13 protein-coding genes and 1 tRNA gene are annotated in these 15,318 nt (G+C 65.6%); 8 read left to right on the forward strand and 6 right to left on the reverse strand.

The window, feature by feature from the left end; translation table 11 throughout:
- The first annotated feature begins 202 nt into the window (after positions 1 to 202).
- The 5 genes from AC3WOY_RS13035 (at position 203) to AC3WOY_RS13055 (ending at position 8,107) form a co-directional block, all read left to right on the forward strand.
- Positions 203 to 2,407: a hybrid sensor histidine kinase/response regulator gene (locus AC3WOY_RS13035; RefSeq protein WP_492424391.1), complete on the forward strand. Its 2,205-nt coding sequence runs from the start codon at positions 203 to 205 to the stop codon at positions 2,405 to 2,407.
- Between the two features lie 182 nt (positions 2,408 to 2,589).
- Positions 2,590 to 5,304: a PAS domain S-box protein gene (locus tag AC3WOY_RS13040; protein WP_492424393.1), complete on the forward strand. Its 2,715-nt coding sequence runs from the start codon at positions 2,590 to 2,592 to the stop codon at positions 5,302 to 5,304.
- Positions 5,301 to 5,693 carry a response regulator gene (locus AC3WOY_RS13045; RefSeq protein WP_492424395.1) on the forward strand — a complete coding sequence of 131 codons (393 nt, stop codon included), beginning with the start codon at positions 5,301 to 5,303 and terminating at the stop codon, positions 5,691 to 5,693. The genes AC3WOY_RS13040 and AC3WOY_RS13045 overlap by 4 nt, the downstream gene beginning before the upstream one ends.
- 3 nt (positions 5,694 to 5,696) lie before the next feature.
- Positions 5,697 to 7,373 carry a diguanylate cyclase gene (locus AC3WOY_RS13050; protein WP_492424397.1) on the forward strand — a complete coding sequence of 559 codons (1,677 nt, stop codon included), beginning with the start codon at positions 5,697 to 5,699 and terminating at the stop codon, positions 7,371 to 7,373.
- 89 nt (positions 7,374 to 7,462) lie between these two features.
- Positions 7,463 to 8,107: an ANTAR domain-containing response regulator gene (locus tag AC3WOY_RS13055; RefSeq protein ID WP_492424399.1), complete on the forward strand. Its 645-nt coding sequence runs from the start codon at positions 7,463 to 7,465 to the stop codon at positions 8,105 to 8,107.
- Positions 8,108 to 8,412: 305 nt separating this feature from the next.
- Here AC3WOY_RS13055 and AC3WOY_RS13060 read toward each other — a convergent pair.
- Positions 8,413 to 8,558: transfer RNA gene (locus tag AC3WOY_RS13060), tRNA-OTHER, on the reverse strand.
- Here AC3WOY_RS13060 and AC3WOY_RS13065 point away from each other — a divergent pair.
- On the forward strand, positions 8,544 to 8,981 hold the full coding sequence (locus AC3WOY_RS13065) for a hypothetical protein (RefSeq protein WP_492424401.1): 438 nt from the start codon (positions 8,544 to 8,546) through the stop codon (positions 8,979 to 8,981). The genes AC3WOY_RS13060 and AC3WOY_RS13065 overlap by 15 nt on opposite strands.
- Here the strand turns inward: AC3WOY_RS13065 and AC3WOY_RS13070 are convergent.
- The 5 genes from AC3WOY_RS13070 to sorT all read right to left on the reverse strand — a co-directional run bounded on the left by AC3WOY_RS13070 (position 8,975) and on the right by sorT (position 12,602).
- Positions 8,975 to 10,069 (reverse strand): WD40/YVTN/BNR-like repeat-containing protein, encoded by a 1,095-nt coding sequence (locus AC3WOY_RS13070; RefSeq protein ID WP_492424403.1) that lies wholly within the window; start codon positions 10,067 to 10,069, stop codon positions 8,975 to 8,977. The genes AC3WOY_RS13065 and AC3WOY_RS13070 overlap by 7 nt on opposite strands.
- Positions 10,070 to 10,071: 2 nt before the next feature.
- Positions 10,072 to 10,341, reverse strand: coding sequence for a MoaD/ThiS family protein (locus tag AC3WOY_RS13075; protein ID WP_492424405.1), 270 nt, complete (start codon positions 10,339 to 10,341; stop codon positions 10,072 to 10,074).
- A gap of 7 nt (positions 10,342 to 10,348) precedes the next feature.
- Positions 10,349 to 10,978, reverse strand: coding sequence for a carbonic anhydrase (locus AC3WOY_RS13080; protein ID WP_492424407.1), 630 nt, complete (start codon positions 10,976 to 10,978; stop codon positions 10,349 to 10,351).
- An 84-nt stretch (positions 10,979 to 11,062) separates the two neighbouring features.
- Entirely contained in the window at positions 11,063 to 11,224 is a 162-nt protein-coding gene (locus tag AC3WOY_RS13085; RefSeq protein WP_492424409.1) for a c-type cytochrome, read from the reverse strand.
- 145 nt (positions 11,225 to 11,369) lie between these two features.
- A complete protein-coding gene (sorT, locus tag AC3WOY_RS13090) occupies positions 11,370 to 12,602 on the reverse strand; it encodes a SorT family sulfite dehydrogenase catalytic subunit (RefSeq protein ID WP_492424411.1) in 1,233 nt (410 codons plus the stop codon).
- 185 nt (positions 12,603 to 12,787) lie between these two features.
- Between sorT and AC3WOY_RS13095 the strand changes: the two genes are divergently transcribed.
- Positions 12,788 to 14,344 carry a class I adenylate-forming enzyme family protein gene (locus AC3WOY_RS13095; RefSeq protein ID WP_492424413.1) on the forward strand — a complete coding sequence of 519 codons (1,557 nt, stop codon included), beginning with the start codon at positions 12,788 to 12,790 and terminating at the stop codon, positions 14,342 to 14,344.
- 17 nt (positions 14,345 to 14,361) lie between these two features.
- A complete protein-coding gene (locus AC3WOY_RS13100) occupies positions 14,362 to 15,225 on the forward strand; it encodes an acyl-CoA thioesterase (RefSeq protein ID WP_492424415.1) in 864 nt (287 codons plus the stop codon).
- Positions 15,226 to 15,318: the final 93 nt, after the last annotated feature.

Here is a 15,318-nt window from a genome sequence, read left to right on the forward strand (position 1 = left end):
GGGAAGCGGGCAGGCCGGGCCGTGCAGGAGGGAGATGCACGCTGCCGATGCACTGCGGGAGTGCGTCCTCGCATCATGCCAAAACATGTATCGGACTCGATACGCGTGCGGGGTTCGATCCAAGGCGCGTATCCGCAGGCGGGGTTCTTTCATTATGATAGGGGCACGCAGCCCCCCGTGCGATGACCCAGAAAGCCGCCCTTTGAAGATCCGCACCTACCTCACGCTGACAGCCGCCGCGGTGCTGGTGCCGGTGATCGTCTTTGCCGCAGCGGCGCTGAACATGCTGCTCAACGCGGAACGCAAGGCGGCGCTGCGGGCGGTGCACGAGACGGCCAGGGCAACCGCGCTGAGCGTGGACAGCGAACTGGCGGCCGCCGAAGCCAGGCTGCGGGCGCTTGCCACTTCGCAGCATCTTTCACGGCAGGACCTGGCCAGCTTCTACGCGCAGTCCCGGGGTGTGCTGGGCAGCGAAGACGCATGGATCGTCCTCTTCGACCGCTCCGGCCAGCAGCTCGTCAACACCCGCACCGCCTTCGGCGACCCGCTTCCCCGGCGCAGCCGGCCGGAGATCGGCATCGAGACCATGCGTACCGGCTCCGTCTACGTGTCCAACCTGTTGCACGGGAATGTCGCCAATCGCCCGCTGATCTCTGTCGAAGTCCCCGTGCCGCATCCCGACGGTCCCCTGTTCATTCTCAGCCAGGCCTTCGTTGCCGAGTATTTCAGCCGCGTATTCGATCAGGCCACCATGTCGCCGGGCAGCGTGATCGGCATCTTCGACCGGGACGGCATCACCGTCGCGCGGAGCCGTGGCGCGGCAGAGTTCGTCGGCAAACCGACGGTGCCGGAACTGTTCGCGGCCGCACGTGCCGCCGACGAGGGCGTGGTGCGCACGCGCAGTCTCGACGGCGCAGAAATCTACGGCATCTATACGCGCTCGAAGCTGTCAGGGTGGATTGTCGCCGTCGGCGTACCGGTCGATCGCATCGAGCACGCCGCCCGCAAGGCGGTCCTGGTGTCGGGCATCGGCCTGCTGGCCGCCATCGCGGGAGCGATCGTTGTCGCCTACCTGCTCGGCCGCCGCCTGGCCGGCGCGATCGGCGGCGCCGTGCGTTCCGCGACGGCGCTTGGACGCGGCGAGCAGCCCGTCGAACATCTGTCCGGCGTCGCCGAAGTCGACCGGCTCCATGCGGCGCTGGCGGAGGCAGGGACAATCCTGCGGCGCGAGCACGACTCCCGCACTGCCGCCGAGGCCGAGCGGGAGGTTCTGTTCGCCAGCGAGCAGGAAGCGCGCCGGCTGGCCGAACAGCAGAACAAGACCAAGGATGAATTCCTCGCCATGCTGGGACACGAACTGCGCAACCCGCTGGGCGCCATTTCCAACGCGGTAGCCATCATGGAGACCGCTGGACTGAGCCCCGAAAGCAGCCATCGCGCACAGGCGGTCATCAGCCGCCAGAGCCAGCACCTCGCCCGCATCGTGGACGACCTGCTGGACGTCAGCCGCGTGATGTCGGGCAAGGCCTTCCTCAACCGCCAGCACTTCGATCTGGCTGAAGCCGTCCGGAATTGCGTCGCCTCGCTTTCCGGAACGCAGCGCATCGGGGCGCACACGCTCGATATCGATGTCGAGCCGGCATGGGTGGATGCCGATTCCACCCGCATCGAGCAGGTCATTTGCAACCTGCTGCTCAATGCAGCGAAATACACGCCCGGCGCAGGGCGCATCGCTGTGCGCGTGCGGGCAGCCGACGGCAAGGCGACGCTCACGGTGAGCGACAACGGCATCGGCATTCCGCCGCAACTGATGCCGCAGATCTTCGACGTGTTTGTCCAGGGACCGGCGCAACTGGACCGGTCGCCAGGCGGTCTCGGCATCGGGCTGGCGCTGGTCCAGCGGCTCGTGATGCTGCACGGGGGCACCGTGTCGGCGCACAGCGATGGCGCCGGCAAGGGCAGCATGTTCACCGTGCAGCTGCCGCTGGCCGCGGATACGGGCAATGCCGGCACCCTGGGAGTGCCGCGCGCGCCGGCCGGCGAAGGTTACCGTGTGCTGCTGGTCGAGGACAATGAAGACAACCGCCAGACGCTGGCCGCGGTGCTGTCCATCTACGGCCACACGGTATCCGCGGCCGCCGACGGCAACGGCGGACTGCAGGCTGCCATGGAGGACGTACCCGACGTGGCGGTCATCGACATCGGGCTGCCGGGCATCGACGGCTACGAAGTCGCACGGCGCCTGCGTGCGTCGGCGGTTACCCGCGGGATCCGCCTGGTTGCCGTGACCGGATACGGCCAGCAGGAAGATCACGACCGGGCGCTGGCAGCCGGTTTCGATGTCCACCTCGTCAAGCCGGTGGATCCGGCACGCCTGCTCGAGGCCATCAAACGGCTCGCCCGGTGACCGCCTTCCTTGCCTTGCGCCAGTGCAATAGGGACAAGCTGGAGACGGCATACTTCCAGCGGATCGAAAAGCAATGATGCACTACGGCATCAAATCGGCTTTTGCACTTCGATAGCCTCGCGTAGAATTGACCGCAAAGGCGTTACCGGAAAGTAACGGCGCGCCACAGCCAGGAAAAGGCCATGCGGGAACCACCGCCCACCATACAAGCGCACAAGCTCCCTGCCTCGCATGCCGTGCAGGTGCTCGACCCCGCACCGGAAGAACGCTTCGACCGCATCACCCGTACTGCGGTGCGACTGTTCGATGTGCCGATCGCCTTCATCTCCCTGATCGGCAAGGACGGCCGCTGGTTCAAGTCGAAGCACGGCGTCGAAAGCCGCGACCTGCCGCACTGGATTCCCTTCGCCTCGCTGGCGGCGCGCGGCGCTCCCGCCATCGTCGAGGATGCCTTGGCCGACGCCCGGCTGACGGGCCAGACGCTGCTGTCGGCGCAGCCCCCGGTGCGCTTCTTTGCCGGCTGGTCGCTGCATGCGCACGACGGCACCCGCATCGGCACCTTCGCCATCGCGGACCGGCGGCCGCGCGCCCTGGATGCCGACGGCATGGAGGCGCTGCGCGACCTGGCGCAATGGACGGAATCCGAACTCAACAACAAGACCCTGCAGCAGGCGCTCGCCGCCGCCAGGGAGAGCGAATCGCGCATGCATGCCGTGGTCGACAACGTCGCCGACGGCATCATCACGCTCGATGAATTCGGCGTCATCGACAGCATCAACCCGGCGGCGCTGCAGATTTTCGGCTACCGGCCGGACGAGCTGATCGGACAGGACATCAAGGTGCTGATGCCGGCGACCTATCATCACTCGCACGACAGCCACCTGCAGCGCTTCCGCGACACCGGCCGCACGGCCATCATCGGCGTCGACCGCGAAGTCACGGGAAGGCGCAAGGATGGTTCCTTGTTCCCCATGGAACTGAAGGTCAACGAGATGTGGCTCAAGGACCGCCGCGGATTCGCCGGCATCGTGCGCGACATCACCGTCCGCCGCGAGAACGAGCGCCAGCTGCGCGAGAGCAGCACGTTGCTGCAGGCCCTGATGGACAGCACGTCCTCCTTCGTTTACGTGCGTGACATGAAGGGCCGCTTCCTCTTCGCCAACAAGGAATACGAGCGCGTTTTCGGTTTCGCTCCGGGCGAGGTGCTGGGCAAGACGGTGGAAGACGTGTTCCCGCCCGACCTCGCCGCCCACAACCGTGCCATGGACCGGCAGGTGCTGCAGGGCGGCGCCGCGACGCGCATCGAGGATGAAATGCAGCTCGACGGCGGCGCGCAGAGCTTCCTCGTGGTGCGGGCGCCGCTGCGCAATGAAAAGGATGAGGTCTACGGCGTGTGCGGCGTAGGCACCGACATCACGCTGCGCAAGAAGGCGGAACAGTTCAAGAACGAATTCATCTCCACCGTATCGCACGAGCTGCGCACGCCGCTGACGTCGATACGCGGTTCGCTCGGCCTGCTGAGCGGCGGGGTGGCCGGCGAGATGTCCGAGCGCGCCAAGTCGCTGCTGACGATCGCCAACAACAATTGCGAGCGCCTGGTGCGCCTGATCAACGACATCCTCGATATCGAGAAGATCGAAACCGGCAACATGCGCTTCGAGATCGTCACGCAGCGCCTGCTTCCGCTGGCGGAACAGGCGCTGGCGTCGACCCAGCAATTCGCCGCCCAGTACCAGGTGCGTTTCGAGCTGGCCGACGACGCCCGCGATGCGTGGGTGGCCGTCGATGGCGACCGCATGGTCCAGGTCATCGTCAACCTGCTGTCGAATGCCGCAAAATTCTCTCCTCCGGACGGAAAAGTGCTGGTCCGCGTGGCGACCACCCCGGGATATGTCCGCCTGTCGGTGATCGACCAGGGCGGGGGCATCGCGCCCAGTTTCCGCGACCGCATCTTCCAGAAGTTCGCGCAGGCGGATTCCTCGGATACCCGGCAGAAGGGCGGTTCAGGACTCGGGCTGAGCATTTCCCGCGCGATCGTCGAGCGCCATCACGGACGCATCGATTTCAGCAGCGAACCCGGCGTGCGCACCGAATTCTTCGTCGAATTGCCGCTGGTATCCGGCATGCCCGCTGCGATGCACAAGCACGGCCGTGTGCTGGTCGTCGAGGACGACCACGACATCGCGCGCCTGCTCGGCATGATGCTGGCGCAGGCCGGCATGTCGAGCGACGTCGCGCATGACGCCGACCAGGCCCGCCGGATGCTCGCGGCCGGCGGCTACGAAGCGATGACGCTCGACCTGGCGCTTCCGCGCGAGGACGGCCTGTCGCTGCTGCGCTGGATGCGCGAACAGGAAGGCACGCGCGCCCTGCCGGTGGTGGTGGTGTCGGCGCGTGCCGAGGAAGGCCGGCGCACGCTGACCGGCGGCGCCGTCGGCATCCTCGACTGGATCCCGAAACCGATCGATGAAGTCCGCCTCCTCGCTGCCCTGCAGGGCGCGCTGCGCGGCTGCAAGGACAAGGTGCCGAGCGTGCTCCATGTCGAAGACGACAGCGACGTCGTGGAAGTGGTGGCCGCCATGCTGCAGCCGGCCTTCCGCCTCACCCACGCCGGCACGCTGGCGGAAGCGCGCGCGCGCCTGGCCGCCGAACCGTTCAGCCTGATCCTGCTCGACCTGCAGCTGCCGGACGGCCACGGTTCGGAGCTGATGGCATCCCTCTCCGGCCACAACGCGACGACACCGGTGGTGGTGTTCTCGGTGGAAGAAGCGAACCAGCCGATGATCGACAGCGTGCAGGCGGCGCTGGTGAAGTCGCGCACCTCCAACGCCCAGCTGCTGTCCATCCTGCACGGCCTGATCGGCGGCCGGCACCCCGAACAGAAAGAACTGTCATGAACCGCGGCCCGCTGCAACATATCCTGTACGTCGAGGACGACGCCGACATCCGCACCATCGCACAACTCGCGCTGGAAGCCGTCGGCGGGTATACACTGAAGGTCTGCGCATCCGGGCAGGAGGCGCTGGAAACGGTGGCCGCCGGCTACCGCCCCGACCTGATCCTGCTCGATGTCATGATGCCCGGCCTGGATGGCCCCGGCACGCTGTCCGGCCTGCGCCGGCTGCCGCTGACGATGGAGACGCCGGCCGTCTTCATGACCGCCAAGGTGCAGGCATCGGAGATTGCTTATTACAAGTCGCTGGGCGCGATGGGCGTGCTGGCAAAACCGTTCGACCCGATGCAGCTGGCGTCGCAGGTATGTGGGCTGTGGGAAAACGGGGAGTGAGGAATGCACAAGAAGAATGACAACCCGGGGGAGACCGATTTCGAGGCGTCGCTGCGCGCCATAGAGGAAGCCTATGTGACCGGCCTGCCCGGCCGCCTGAACGAAATCGAAAACTGCCTGCAACGCTGCCTCGAGGAGCCGGACACCGCAGGGCATTACGATGCCCTGGTGCTGCAATTGCACTCGCTGGCAGGCTCGGCGGGCACCTTCGGTTTTTCCGAACTCGGGTTCCGCGCGACCGACCTCGAGATGCGCATGAATGCCTTCATCAAGGAGTCCGCGCACGAGCCAGGTTCCTTCACGCCGATCGCCACCGGCGTCGGCGCCTTCCTGCGCTGGGCCGTGGCCAATGCAAAGGCAAAGGGCGTCATCCCTCCGGCACCGCCTTCGCCGGCGCCGGCGCCGCGTCCGCCGGTAGAGGCCGGCTCGCAGCGCCTGATCTACCTCGTACACGACAATCAACTGGTCGCCCGGGATATCGCCGGCCAGCTTCAATACTTCGGCTACGAAGTCGTGATCATCACCGAGCTGGCGCGCCTGCAGGAATACATCGACCTGCGCATTCCAGCCGCGGTCGTGATGGATCTCGGTTTCCCCGCGGGCATCCTTGCCGGCGCGGCGGAAGTGGCGCGCATCAAGCAGGCCAACGCGCATCGTTTCGCCGTCATCTTCATTTCCACCCGCAGCAATTTCGAAGCCCGCCTCGCCACGGTGCGCGCGGGGGCGGACGGCTACTTCTCCAAGCCGCTGGACATGGTGGCCCTGATCGACCGCCTCGATGCGCTGACGGTGCAGGAGGAACAGCAGCCCTGCCGCATCCTGATCATCGACGACGACCTCGACACGGCGCGCCACTATGCCGCCGTGCTGCGCGGCGCCGGCATGGACGTGCACGTGCTGGACAAGATCCCGGCCATGCTGCAGACGCTGGGCGAGTACCGGCCGGAGCTGATCCTGATGGATGTCTACATGCCGGAATGCAACGGCATCGACCTCGCGCGCCTGATCCGCCAGGACAACATGTATCTCGACGTGCCGATTGTCTTTTTGTCCAGCGAGTCGGATTTCGAAAAGCAGCTGGACGCCATCGAGTCCGGCGGCGACGATTTCCTCACCAAGCCCATCCTGCCCGCGCACCTGGTGTCAGCGCTCACTAGCCGCGTACTCCGCTACCGTGGCCTGCGCGGCCTGATCATGCGGGACAGCCTGACGGGTTTGTACAACCACTCGGCGATCAAGGAAAACCTGTCGCGCGAGATCGCCCGCTCCACCCGCTCGCTGACCCCCTTGTCGCTGGCGATGGTCGACATCGACCATTTCAAGCGCATCAACGACAGCTACGGCCACCCGGTCGGCGACCAGGTCATCCGCGCGCTGGCGCGCCTGCTGCAGCAGCGGCTGCGGCGCGGCGACATCATCGGCCGCTACGGCGGCGAGGAATTCGCGGTCATCATGCCGGGCACGCCGGCGCAAGCCGCGGCGCACGTCCTCGACCAGATCCGCGAGTCATTCTCGATGATCCGGCACTATTCCGAGGCGCGCGACTTCACCGCCACCTTTTCCGCCGGCGTCGCCGAAATCACGGCGGACGCGGACACGGATGAACTGTTCCGGGTCGCGGACCTGGCACTGTACAAGGCCAAGCATGACGGCAGAAACTGCATCCGGAATGCTCCTTAGTCGGGCGCAATTGACCTGGATCAACGATTTCCATGTCGTGCTGAAAGAGCATCCAGTATTCACATGTTCCCTGCGCAACCGCTGACACGATGACCGCAACGACCAGCCTTTCCCCGCCTCCAAGCAGGCGCATCCTGCTGGTGGATGACGACAGCATCACGCTGGACCTGCTGTCGCACATTTTCCACCATGCCGGATATGCGACAAGCAAGGCGGCCTCCGCCGAAGCCGCGCTGTCCAGTGTCTCCGAGCAGGAGCCGGACCTGGCGCTGCTGGATATTTCCATGCCGGGCATGTCAGGGCTCGAACTGGCAAAGCGCCTGCAAGTGGAAACCAGCGTACCGTTCATGTTTCTCACGAGCAATAACGATATCAAACTGGTGCGCGAAGCGACCGAATCGGGCGCTGTCGGCTTTCTGGTGAAGCCCTTCGAGCATGCGCAGATCGTGCCGGCAGTGGAAGCGGCGCTGGCCCGTGCCGACGAAATCCGCCAGCTGCGGCGCACCGAAGCCAACCTGACAGCCGCGCTGGCAGCGGGACGGGAAACGAGCATGGCGGTCGGCCTGCTGATGGCGAAGCTGCAGACGGATCGCAACACCGCGTTCGAAGTGCTGCGCGATTACGCGCGCTCGAACCGTTGCAAACTGAATGAAATCGCGCAGGAATTACTCGCGGCGGAGGAAAGGATCAGCACGTTCAAGGACATGGTCGCCAATGTGCGCGCAAAACGATGATGACGTCCGCCGCCGAGCTTGCGGCAGCTGCGGTCAGGAACTATCTTGAATGACTGAAACTGCTTGAACGCTCTTCCGCGAGCCGGAACCAAGCCCCGTTCCCGCTCCGCAGCCCGCCATACCGCCAGCCCCGGCATTGTCCGGGCGATCCAGCACGCCGCGCGCGAAGCAAACCCGATACGAATATACCGAGCACGAAAGGAAGCCCATGTCTGCACAGCCACGCGCCATCGCGCCTGCCGACACCGCCATTGACCTGCCACCGGCCCTGAACGGACTGGAAGCCGACATTGCGTCGGTCTACCTGGCCCGGCTGGAAGGTCTGTTCGAATTCGACACCCTCGGCCTGCATGACGGACCGCCGAAGGACGGCAGCTTCCTTGCGCGCATCAGCAAGTCCGAGTTCTGGAGCTGCGCGCTGTGCAAGAAGGACCAGTTGCGCTACAGCCCGGCCGTGCATTTCTATCTGCAGAGCCAGTTTGACAACCAGCCGGCAATGAACTTCCACGATTATTGCCAGGTGTGGGGCCAGAGCTTCTTCGCCACGCGCCACGACCTGTCCAGCGCGCGCGACATCCTGCTGCTGTTCCTCGACCAGAACCTGCGTTACCTGAAGCGCCTCTACATCCTCGAGCAGCCGCACAACCAGGACCTCGCCCCCACCCGGGAGGCGCTGGAACGCTGCTTCGATTCGCCGGCCAACGCCATGCTGTTCGTGGGCGACCGCTTTGCGCGCTGGGCGCTGGAGGACTGGCTGCCCTTCCATCTGCGCAATGTCTGCTGCCGCGAATTCCTCGCGGAGGAGGAGATGCTCGCACGCGAATGCCCGCGCGCGGCGATGCAGGACGCGACCGCCTGCGGCACCTGTCAGTAAAAGCGTACTGCGTAAATCGGCGGCAGGGTAGTCGATATCTCCTGCCACTTGTCGCCGCCGTTTTCCGACACCCACAGCCCGCCGGTCGTCGATCCCACCAGCAGCGTGGCGCCATCGTCGGCCACCGCCAGCCCATGGCGGTACACCAGGTCATAGCAATTCTTCTGGGGCAGTCCCTCGCGCAATACCTCGAATGATTTCCCGCCGTCGCGCGTGCGCGTCACGCACATCGCTGCGCCGACCGGAATGCGGCGCTGGTCCGCTTCCGCCGGCACGAACCACGCGGTCAGCGGGTCCTGTGGATGCGCGGCGACGGCAAAGCCGAAGTCGGACACCAGCGGCTTGACCGCAGGCCCGATCTCCTGCCAGGTCGCGGCGCCATCGGCGGAGCGCCAGATGCCGTTGTGGTGCTGGCACCAGAATACGTCGGGCTGCGCCGCGCACTGCGAGATCATGTGCGGATCCTGCACCGTCGGGTCATCCATGCGCTCGGGCGGCATGTAGACGGCGCGCATGCCCTTGGCGCTCGCCTGCCAGCTTGCGCCGCCGTCCTTGGTCAGCCATGCGCCGGCGCAGGAAACGCCGGCGAGGACACGCTTGCTGTCGCGCGGATCGACGCAGAGGGAGTGGATGCCCGGCACGTCGTAACCGCCGCCGAACCACCCCTTGCGCGACGGCTCGTTCCACAACGACTGCACCAGCTCCCAGGAATCGCCCCTGTCGGGCGAGCGGAACAGGCCGCCGGGCAGGGTGCCGGCCCACAGCACGCCGGGTTCGTCATTACCGCCGGCTGCGAGCGACCACAGCAGCGTCAGCTTCCATTCGACGTCGTCGCCGCGTTCGCCCTGCGGCGGATAGGCCGGCACCGCGATTTCCGTCCACTCCGTCTTGCCCTTGTCGCGCCGATGCAGCTTGACGCCGAAGTGCCCGAGGTTGAGCGCCGCATACACCGCACCGTCGCGGCGGTCGTGCAGCGTCATCGACACCGGCTCGCCGAGGAAGCCGATGTCCTGCAGCGACCATCCGCCGCTGCTGAGGGACAGTTCGAACAATCCCTTGCGGGTGGCGAGCAATGCGCGGTCGTTCATGGTCAACCTCCGGAAAGTGCCTGCAGCACATGCACGCTGCTGCCGGGCGCAAGCGGGTCGTTCAGGGAAATGCGGTCGTGGATGCGTTGGCCGTCGATGAAGATCGCGACGTTCTTGCGCAGATGGCCCTGCTCGTCGAGGATGTAGCCGCGCAATTGTTCGTTGGCGGCGAATGCCTCTTCCAGCGCCTCGCGCAGTGTCTCGGCGCCGGTCTCGATGTCCGGCGTGTCGGTGAAGCGCCTCAGCTGCTGGGTGAACTGGAGCGTCGCCATGATGGCATCACTCGCCTTCGGGCACGCCGTCGAAGAAATCGACGATGCCGGTTTCCAGCGAGTACTCGGCGCCGACGATCATCATCCGCCCGTCCTGGATCATCTGCTCGAGAATCTCGGAACCGTGGCGCAGGTGGTTGGCGGAAGCGCGCACGTTGGCGCGCACCGCATGCCCGACCAGCGCGTCGTGGTCGTGCCGCAATTCGGTGGCCACCAGCGGCGCTACCGAGGGACGGATGCGTTCGACGATGGAATGGATGTTGTGCGAGGGATTCCGCGCCGGCCGCAGCACCTGCTCGATGGTCGCCGCGATCGCCCCGCAGCGCGAGTGGCCGAGCACGACGACGAGCGGCGTGCCGAACTGCTCGGCGGCGAATTCGACGCTGCCGACCTGGGAGGGCGCGACGATATTGCCGGCAATGCGGATCACGAAGAGATCGCCCAGTCCCTGGTCGAACACGAGTTCGGCAGGCACGCGCGAATCGGAGCAGCCGAGGATGATGGCAAAGGGTTTCTGCCCGGCCACGAGCTGGCTGCGCCGCGATTCGTCCAGGTTGAGGTGGCTGCCGGCGCTGCCGTTCACGAAACGGCTGTTGCCTTCACGCAGGCGGGTAAGGGCTTCAAGTGCGGTGGTCATTGCTGCGTCTTCCTGTGTCGATAATCTCCGGATTATCCTACGAACTGCCGGCAGAGAAATTGCTCAAAGACGAAATGCTTGCCGCTACTTTCCGGCAACGCCTGCGACGTAGTTGGCCAGCAGCCGGATCTGCTCGTCCTTCAGGTTGGTATTGGCGGGCATCTGCCCGATGCCGTTGCGCATCGCTTTCTCCACGCGCGCCGCGTCGGGGCGGAGCTCGTCGAGGTCGGGCCCGACCTGTCCCACCGCGCCGGCATGGCGCAGCGTGTGGCACACCGCGCACAGCGGCACCGCCTCGCGCGTGACAGACGCTTGCCTTCCTCGATCGCGTCCTGCGCCTGCGCGCTGCCGGCCAGCAGGGCGCAGGCGGCAAGAACAAGGACATCGCGCTTCATGCGACCATCACCTGGAGCGCGTGGTCGCGCCAGCTGGCGTTGTTGTAGCCGCCGGCATTTTCCACCCGCTCTTCCGGCTGCCGGTTGCCCTGTGCATCGATGGCGCGGCTGGCGATCGTGTGCGTCCCCGGCGGCAACTGGACGGCCAGCGCAAACTGACGCCATGCATAGCGTCCGAGGTCAGGGCCGACGAAGCGTGCCTCCTTCCAGGTCTTGCCGCCGTCCACCGACACTTCCACCGCCTTGACCGTGTGCGCGCCGCCGAAGGCAACGCCCTTGACCTGCACCATGCCCGCCGGCACCGTACCGCCTTCGGGCGCGGGGGAATTGATCCACGACTTGACGCCCATCTCCCAGATCGAAGGCTGGCTCGGATCGCCCTTCTGCCCCGGTGCCGAGAGGCGATACCCGGTCTTCTGGATGGCCGCATCGCTCTCCTGCGCGGTGAAGGCGAGGCGCTTGATGTACTTGACGTTGTTGACCCCGGAATAACCGGGCACGATGATGCGCAGCGGCCCGCCATGCGCGAGCGGGATCGGCGCGCCGTTCAGTTCCCAGGCAAGCAGCGCGTCGCCCATCGCCTTCAGCGGCACCGAGCGTTCGACCATCACGCTCTTCGGGTCGATGCCTTCCGGCAGTTTTTCGCCGCCGGTGCTGGTCATGAACACTGCGCCGTCCGCCAATCCGCCTAGCGCATCGACGATGGCCTTCACCGGCACGCCGCTCCACATCACGCAGCCGGCGGCGCCGACCTGCCATGGCGTACCGCTCGGCTTGCTCGGGAAGTAGCCGCGGCCGTTGCCCGAACATTGCAGCACCATGGCGAGGGTTTCCAGTCCCATGCCCTTCAGTTCGCGCACGGTCAGCTTGCGCGGATTCTTCACGCCTTCGACCATCACTTCCCAGGCATCGCGGTCGGCCACGATGGATGCGTCGGGCGCCGGCAGGTTGTTGCGGACGTAGAGCTGCTCGACCGGCGTGATGATGCTGGTGCCGAATGCGCTGCGCTTCGTCTCCAGCGTGTTGCTGGTGTGGACGATCATCGCCGCCGGGTCCTTCCATGCGGCGTAGGGGGGCAGGGGCTTGGCGGCGGCGGATGCGGCCTGCGCAATCGCCGTCCTGTGGAATACGCCGAGGCCGGCTGCGGCCAGGGTTGCGGCGCTGCCGGCCAGCAAGTGGCGGCGCTGCGGGTTGCTGACGGGCTTGCCTTGTTCTGCTTGTCTTGCCATGACCTTCTCCTCCTGATGAGTGGATTGTTTTGATTTTGACAATGCTGTTCAAGCAATATCGTTGAAGGCTCCAGTGTCGTCAAGTAAGCCCCCATGGGTAGGACGGACTCTTGCGAACGGTCGTTCGCGAAAAATCCGAAACTGGACTAGTATTAAGGGCTGATGACAGACCAAGCCCGACACGCATGAATCCGACCATCGACGCCGTCCTCGAAGAAAGCTTCAACACCATCCCGAACCTGATCCGCCTGCATGCGCGTGCACGGCCTTCGCATCCCGCGCTGGTGCAGGATGGCGAGACGGTCAGCTACGCGCAGCTCGATGTGCTGATGGACCGCGTGGCGGCGGCGCTGCAGCGCGACGGCGTCAAGCCGGGGGAGTCGGTAGCAATCTGTGCGTCGACGTCGATCGCCTATGCAGCGGTATTCCTCGGCAGCCTGCGCGCGGGTGTCGCGGTTGCGCCGCTTGCCCCCTCGTCGTCCCCGGAAAGCCTGGCATCGATGGCACAGGATGCGGATGCGCGCCTGCTGTTCCTTGACGACGCGGTGGCACAGGCGCTCGCGCCGCTGCGCGAAGCGATGGGCGTGCCGGCGGTGATGCTGGACGGCTCGGCAGCGGGAACGGCATTTTCCGCGTGGCTGACCGCACCCGATGCAAAACCGGCACAGGTCGACATCCAGCCCGGCTGGCCCTTCAACATCATCTATTCATCCGGTACCACGGGCGCGCCCAAGGGCATCGTGCAACCGCATTCGATGCGCTGGACGCATGTGCAGCGCGGCCGCGTCAACGGCTATGACGACGATGCCATCTCGCTGATCTCCACGCCGCTATACTCCAACACCACGCTGGTGTGCTTCTTCCCCACCATCGGCCTGGGCGGCACGGTGGTGATGATGGCGAAGTTCGATGCCGTGACCTATCTCTCGCTGGCGGAAAAGCATCGCGTCACGCATACCATGCTGGTGCCGGTGCAATACCAGCGCATCATGGCGCGCGAGGATGTCGGGCGCTACGACCTGTCGTCGTTCCGCATGAAGTTTTGCACCAGCGCGCCGTTCTCGGCGGCGCTGAAGGCGGACATCCTCAAACGCTGGCCGGGCGGGTTGATCGAGTATTACGGCATGACCGAAGGGGGCGGCACCTGCGTGCTTGCCGCGCATGAACATCCGGACAAGCTGCACACCGTAGGAAAGCCCGCGCCGGGACACGACATCCGCCTGATCGACGACGAAGGCCGCGAAGTGCCGCCGGGCGCGCTCGGTGAAGTGGTCGGCCATTCGCCGGCGATGATGGCGGGCTATCACAAACAGCCGCAGAAGTCCGCCGAGGCGGAATGGCACGACCCCAGCGGCAAGCGTTTCATCCGCACCGGCGACGTCGGACGTTTCGATGAAGACGGCTTTCTCACGCTGATGGACCGCAAGAAGGACATGATCATTTCGGGCGGCTTCAACATCTATCCGAGCGACCTGGAAGCGGTGCTGGTGCAGCATCCGTCCGTGGCGGAAGCCGCCGTGGTCGGCGTGCCGTCGGAGCGTTGGGGCGAAACGCCGGTGGCCTTCGTCGTGCCGCGCGAAGGCGCCGCGCTGCAGGCGCAGGAAATGCTCGACTGGGCCAATGCGCGCCTTGGAAAGACGCAGCGGCTTGCCGCGGTCGAACTCACGACACAGCTGCCGCGCAGTGCGATCGGCAAGGTGCTCAAGCGCGAACTGCGCGACTCGCTGAAAACGAATTTTTAAACATAAGCAAGACGAACATGCTGGACAACACACTCTTCAACACGCAAGAAATCCTCGACCTGCTCAAGCTGGAGCAGACCGGCGAAGACCGCTATCGCGGCCAGAGCCATTTCATGGGCAGCCCGAACGTATTCGGCGGGCAGGTGCTCGGCCAGTCGCTGTATGCGGCGGCAGTCACGGTGCCGGAGCGCCGCGTGCATTCGCTGCATTCGATGTTCCTCCTGCCCGGCAACCATCGCCTGCCGATCGACTATGAAGTCGAGCGCGTGCGCGACGGCGGCAGCTTCAGCACGCGGCGCGTGGTCGCCTATCAGGAAGGCCGCCGCATCTTCGTGATGTCGGCCTCGTTCCAGACGGAAGAGGAAGGCCTGTCGCACCAGCGTCCCGCGCCCGCCAGTCCCGATCCCGAAACACTGCCTTCGAGCATCGCCGAGTGGAAGAAACTGAGCGCAGCCGGCAAGCGCCCGTTCATGCCGGTGCCGGTGGACTTCCGCGCGGATCATCCGGGCGACATCTACAGCGGTCACAATGGCAAGCCGAACAAGCAGGTATGGACGCGCGCACCAATGGCCCTGCCGGACGACACACTCACGCACGAGACGATGTTCGCCTATGTGTCCGACTACGGCCTGCTGTGGACCGCGCTGCAGCCGCATGGCATTTTCATGGGCGACCGCCGCCTGCAGATCGCCAGCCTCGACCACACGATCTGGTTCCACCGTCCGTTCCGCATGGATGAATGGCTGCTGTTTGCGATGGAGAGCCCGAATGCGTCGGGAGGGCGCGGGTTGTGCTTTGCGCATGTGTACAACCAGAAGGGGGAGCTGGTGGCGACGCTGGCGCAGGAGGGGTTGATCCGGATTCGCGAGAAGAAGGACTGATTTAGCTACTCCCTTCTCCCGTAGGCGGGAGAGGGGGACAAGTAATCACCCATGCACATTCGGCATTGGATTGCCGCGCTTCAATCCGCTAGC

The sequence above is a fragment of the Noviherbaspirillum sp. FW303-A3 genome (genome assembly GCF_058788695.1).

Excerpts from the sequence above, each read along its gene's own strand:
- AC3WOY_RS13100 (WP_492424415.1), top strand. The coding sequence starts at position 14,362 with ATGCTGGACAACACACTCTTCAACACGCAAGAAATCCTCGACCTGCTC.
- AC3WOY_RS13040 (WP_492424393.1), top strand. The coding sequence starts at position 2,590 with ATGCGGGAACCACCGCCCACCATACAAGCGCACAAGCTCCCTGCCTCG.
- AC3WOY_RS13095 (WP_492424413.1), top strand. The coding sequence starts at position 12,788 with ATGAATCCGACCATCGACGCCGTCCTCGAAGAAAGCTTCAACACCATC.
- AC3WOY_RS13080 (WP_492424407.1), bottom strand. The coding sequence starts at position 10,978 with ATGACCACCGCACTTGAAGCCCTTACCCGCCTGCGTGAAGGCAACAGC.
- AC3WOY_RS13070 (WP_492424403.1), bottom strand. The coding sequence starts at position 10,069 with ATGAACGACCGCGCATTGCTCGCCACCCGCAAGGGATTGTTCGAACTG.
- AC3WOY_RS13055 (WP_492424399.1), top strand. The coding sequence starts at position 7,463 with ATGACCGCAACGACCAGCCTTTCCCCGCCTCCAAGCAGGCGCATCCTG.
- AC3WOY_RS13050 (WP_492424397.1), top strand. The coding sequence starts at position 5,697 with ATGCACAAGAAGAATGACAACCCGGGGGAGACCGATTTCGAGGCGTCG.
- AC3WOY_RS13045 (WP_492424395.1), top strand. The coding sequence starts at position 5,301 with ATGAACCGCGGCCCGCTGCAACATATCCTGTACGTCGAGGACGACGCC.
- sorT (WP_492424411.1), bottom strand. The coding sequence starts at position 12,602 with ATGGCAAGACAAGCAGAACAAGGCAAGCCCGTCAGCAACCCGCAGCGC.
- AC3WOY_RS13075 (WP_492424405.1), bottom strand. The coding sequence starts at position 10,341 with ATGGCGACGCTCCAGTTCACCCAGCAGCTGAGGCGCTTCACCGACACG.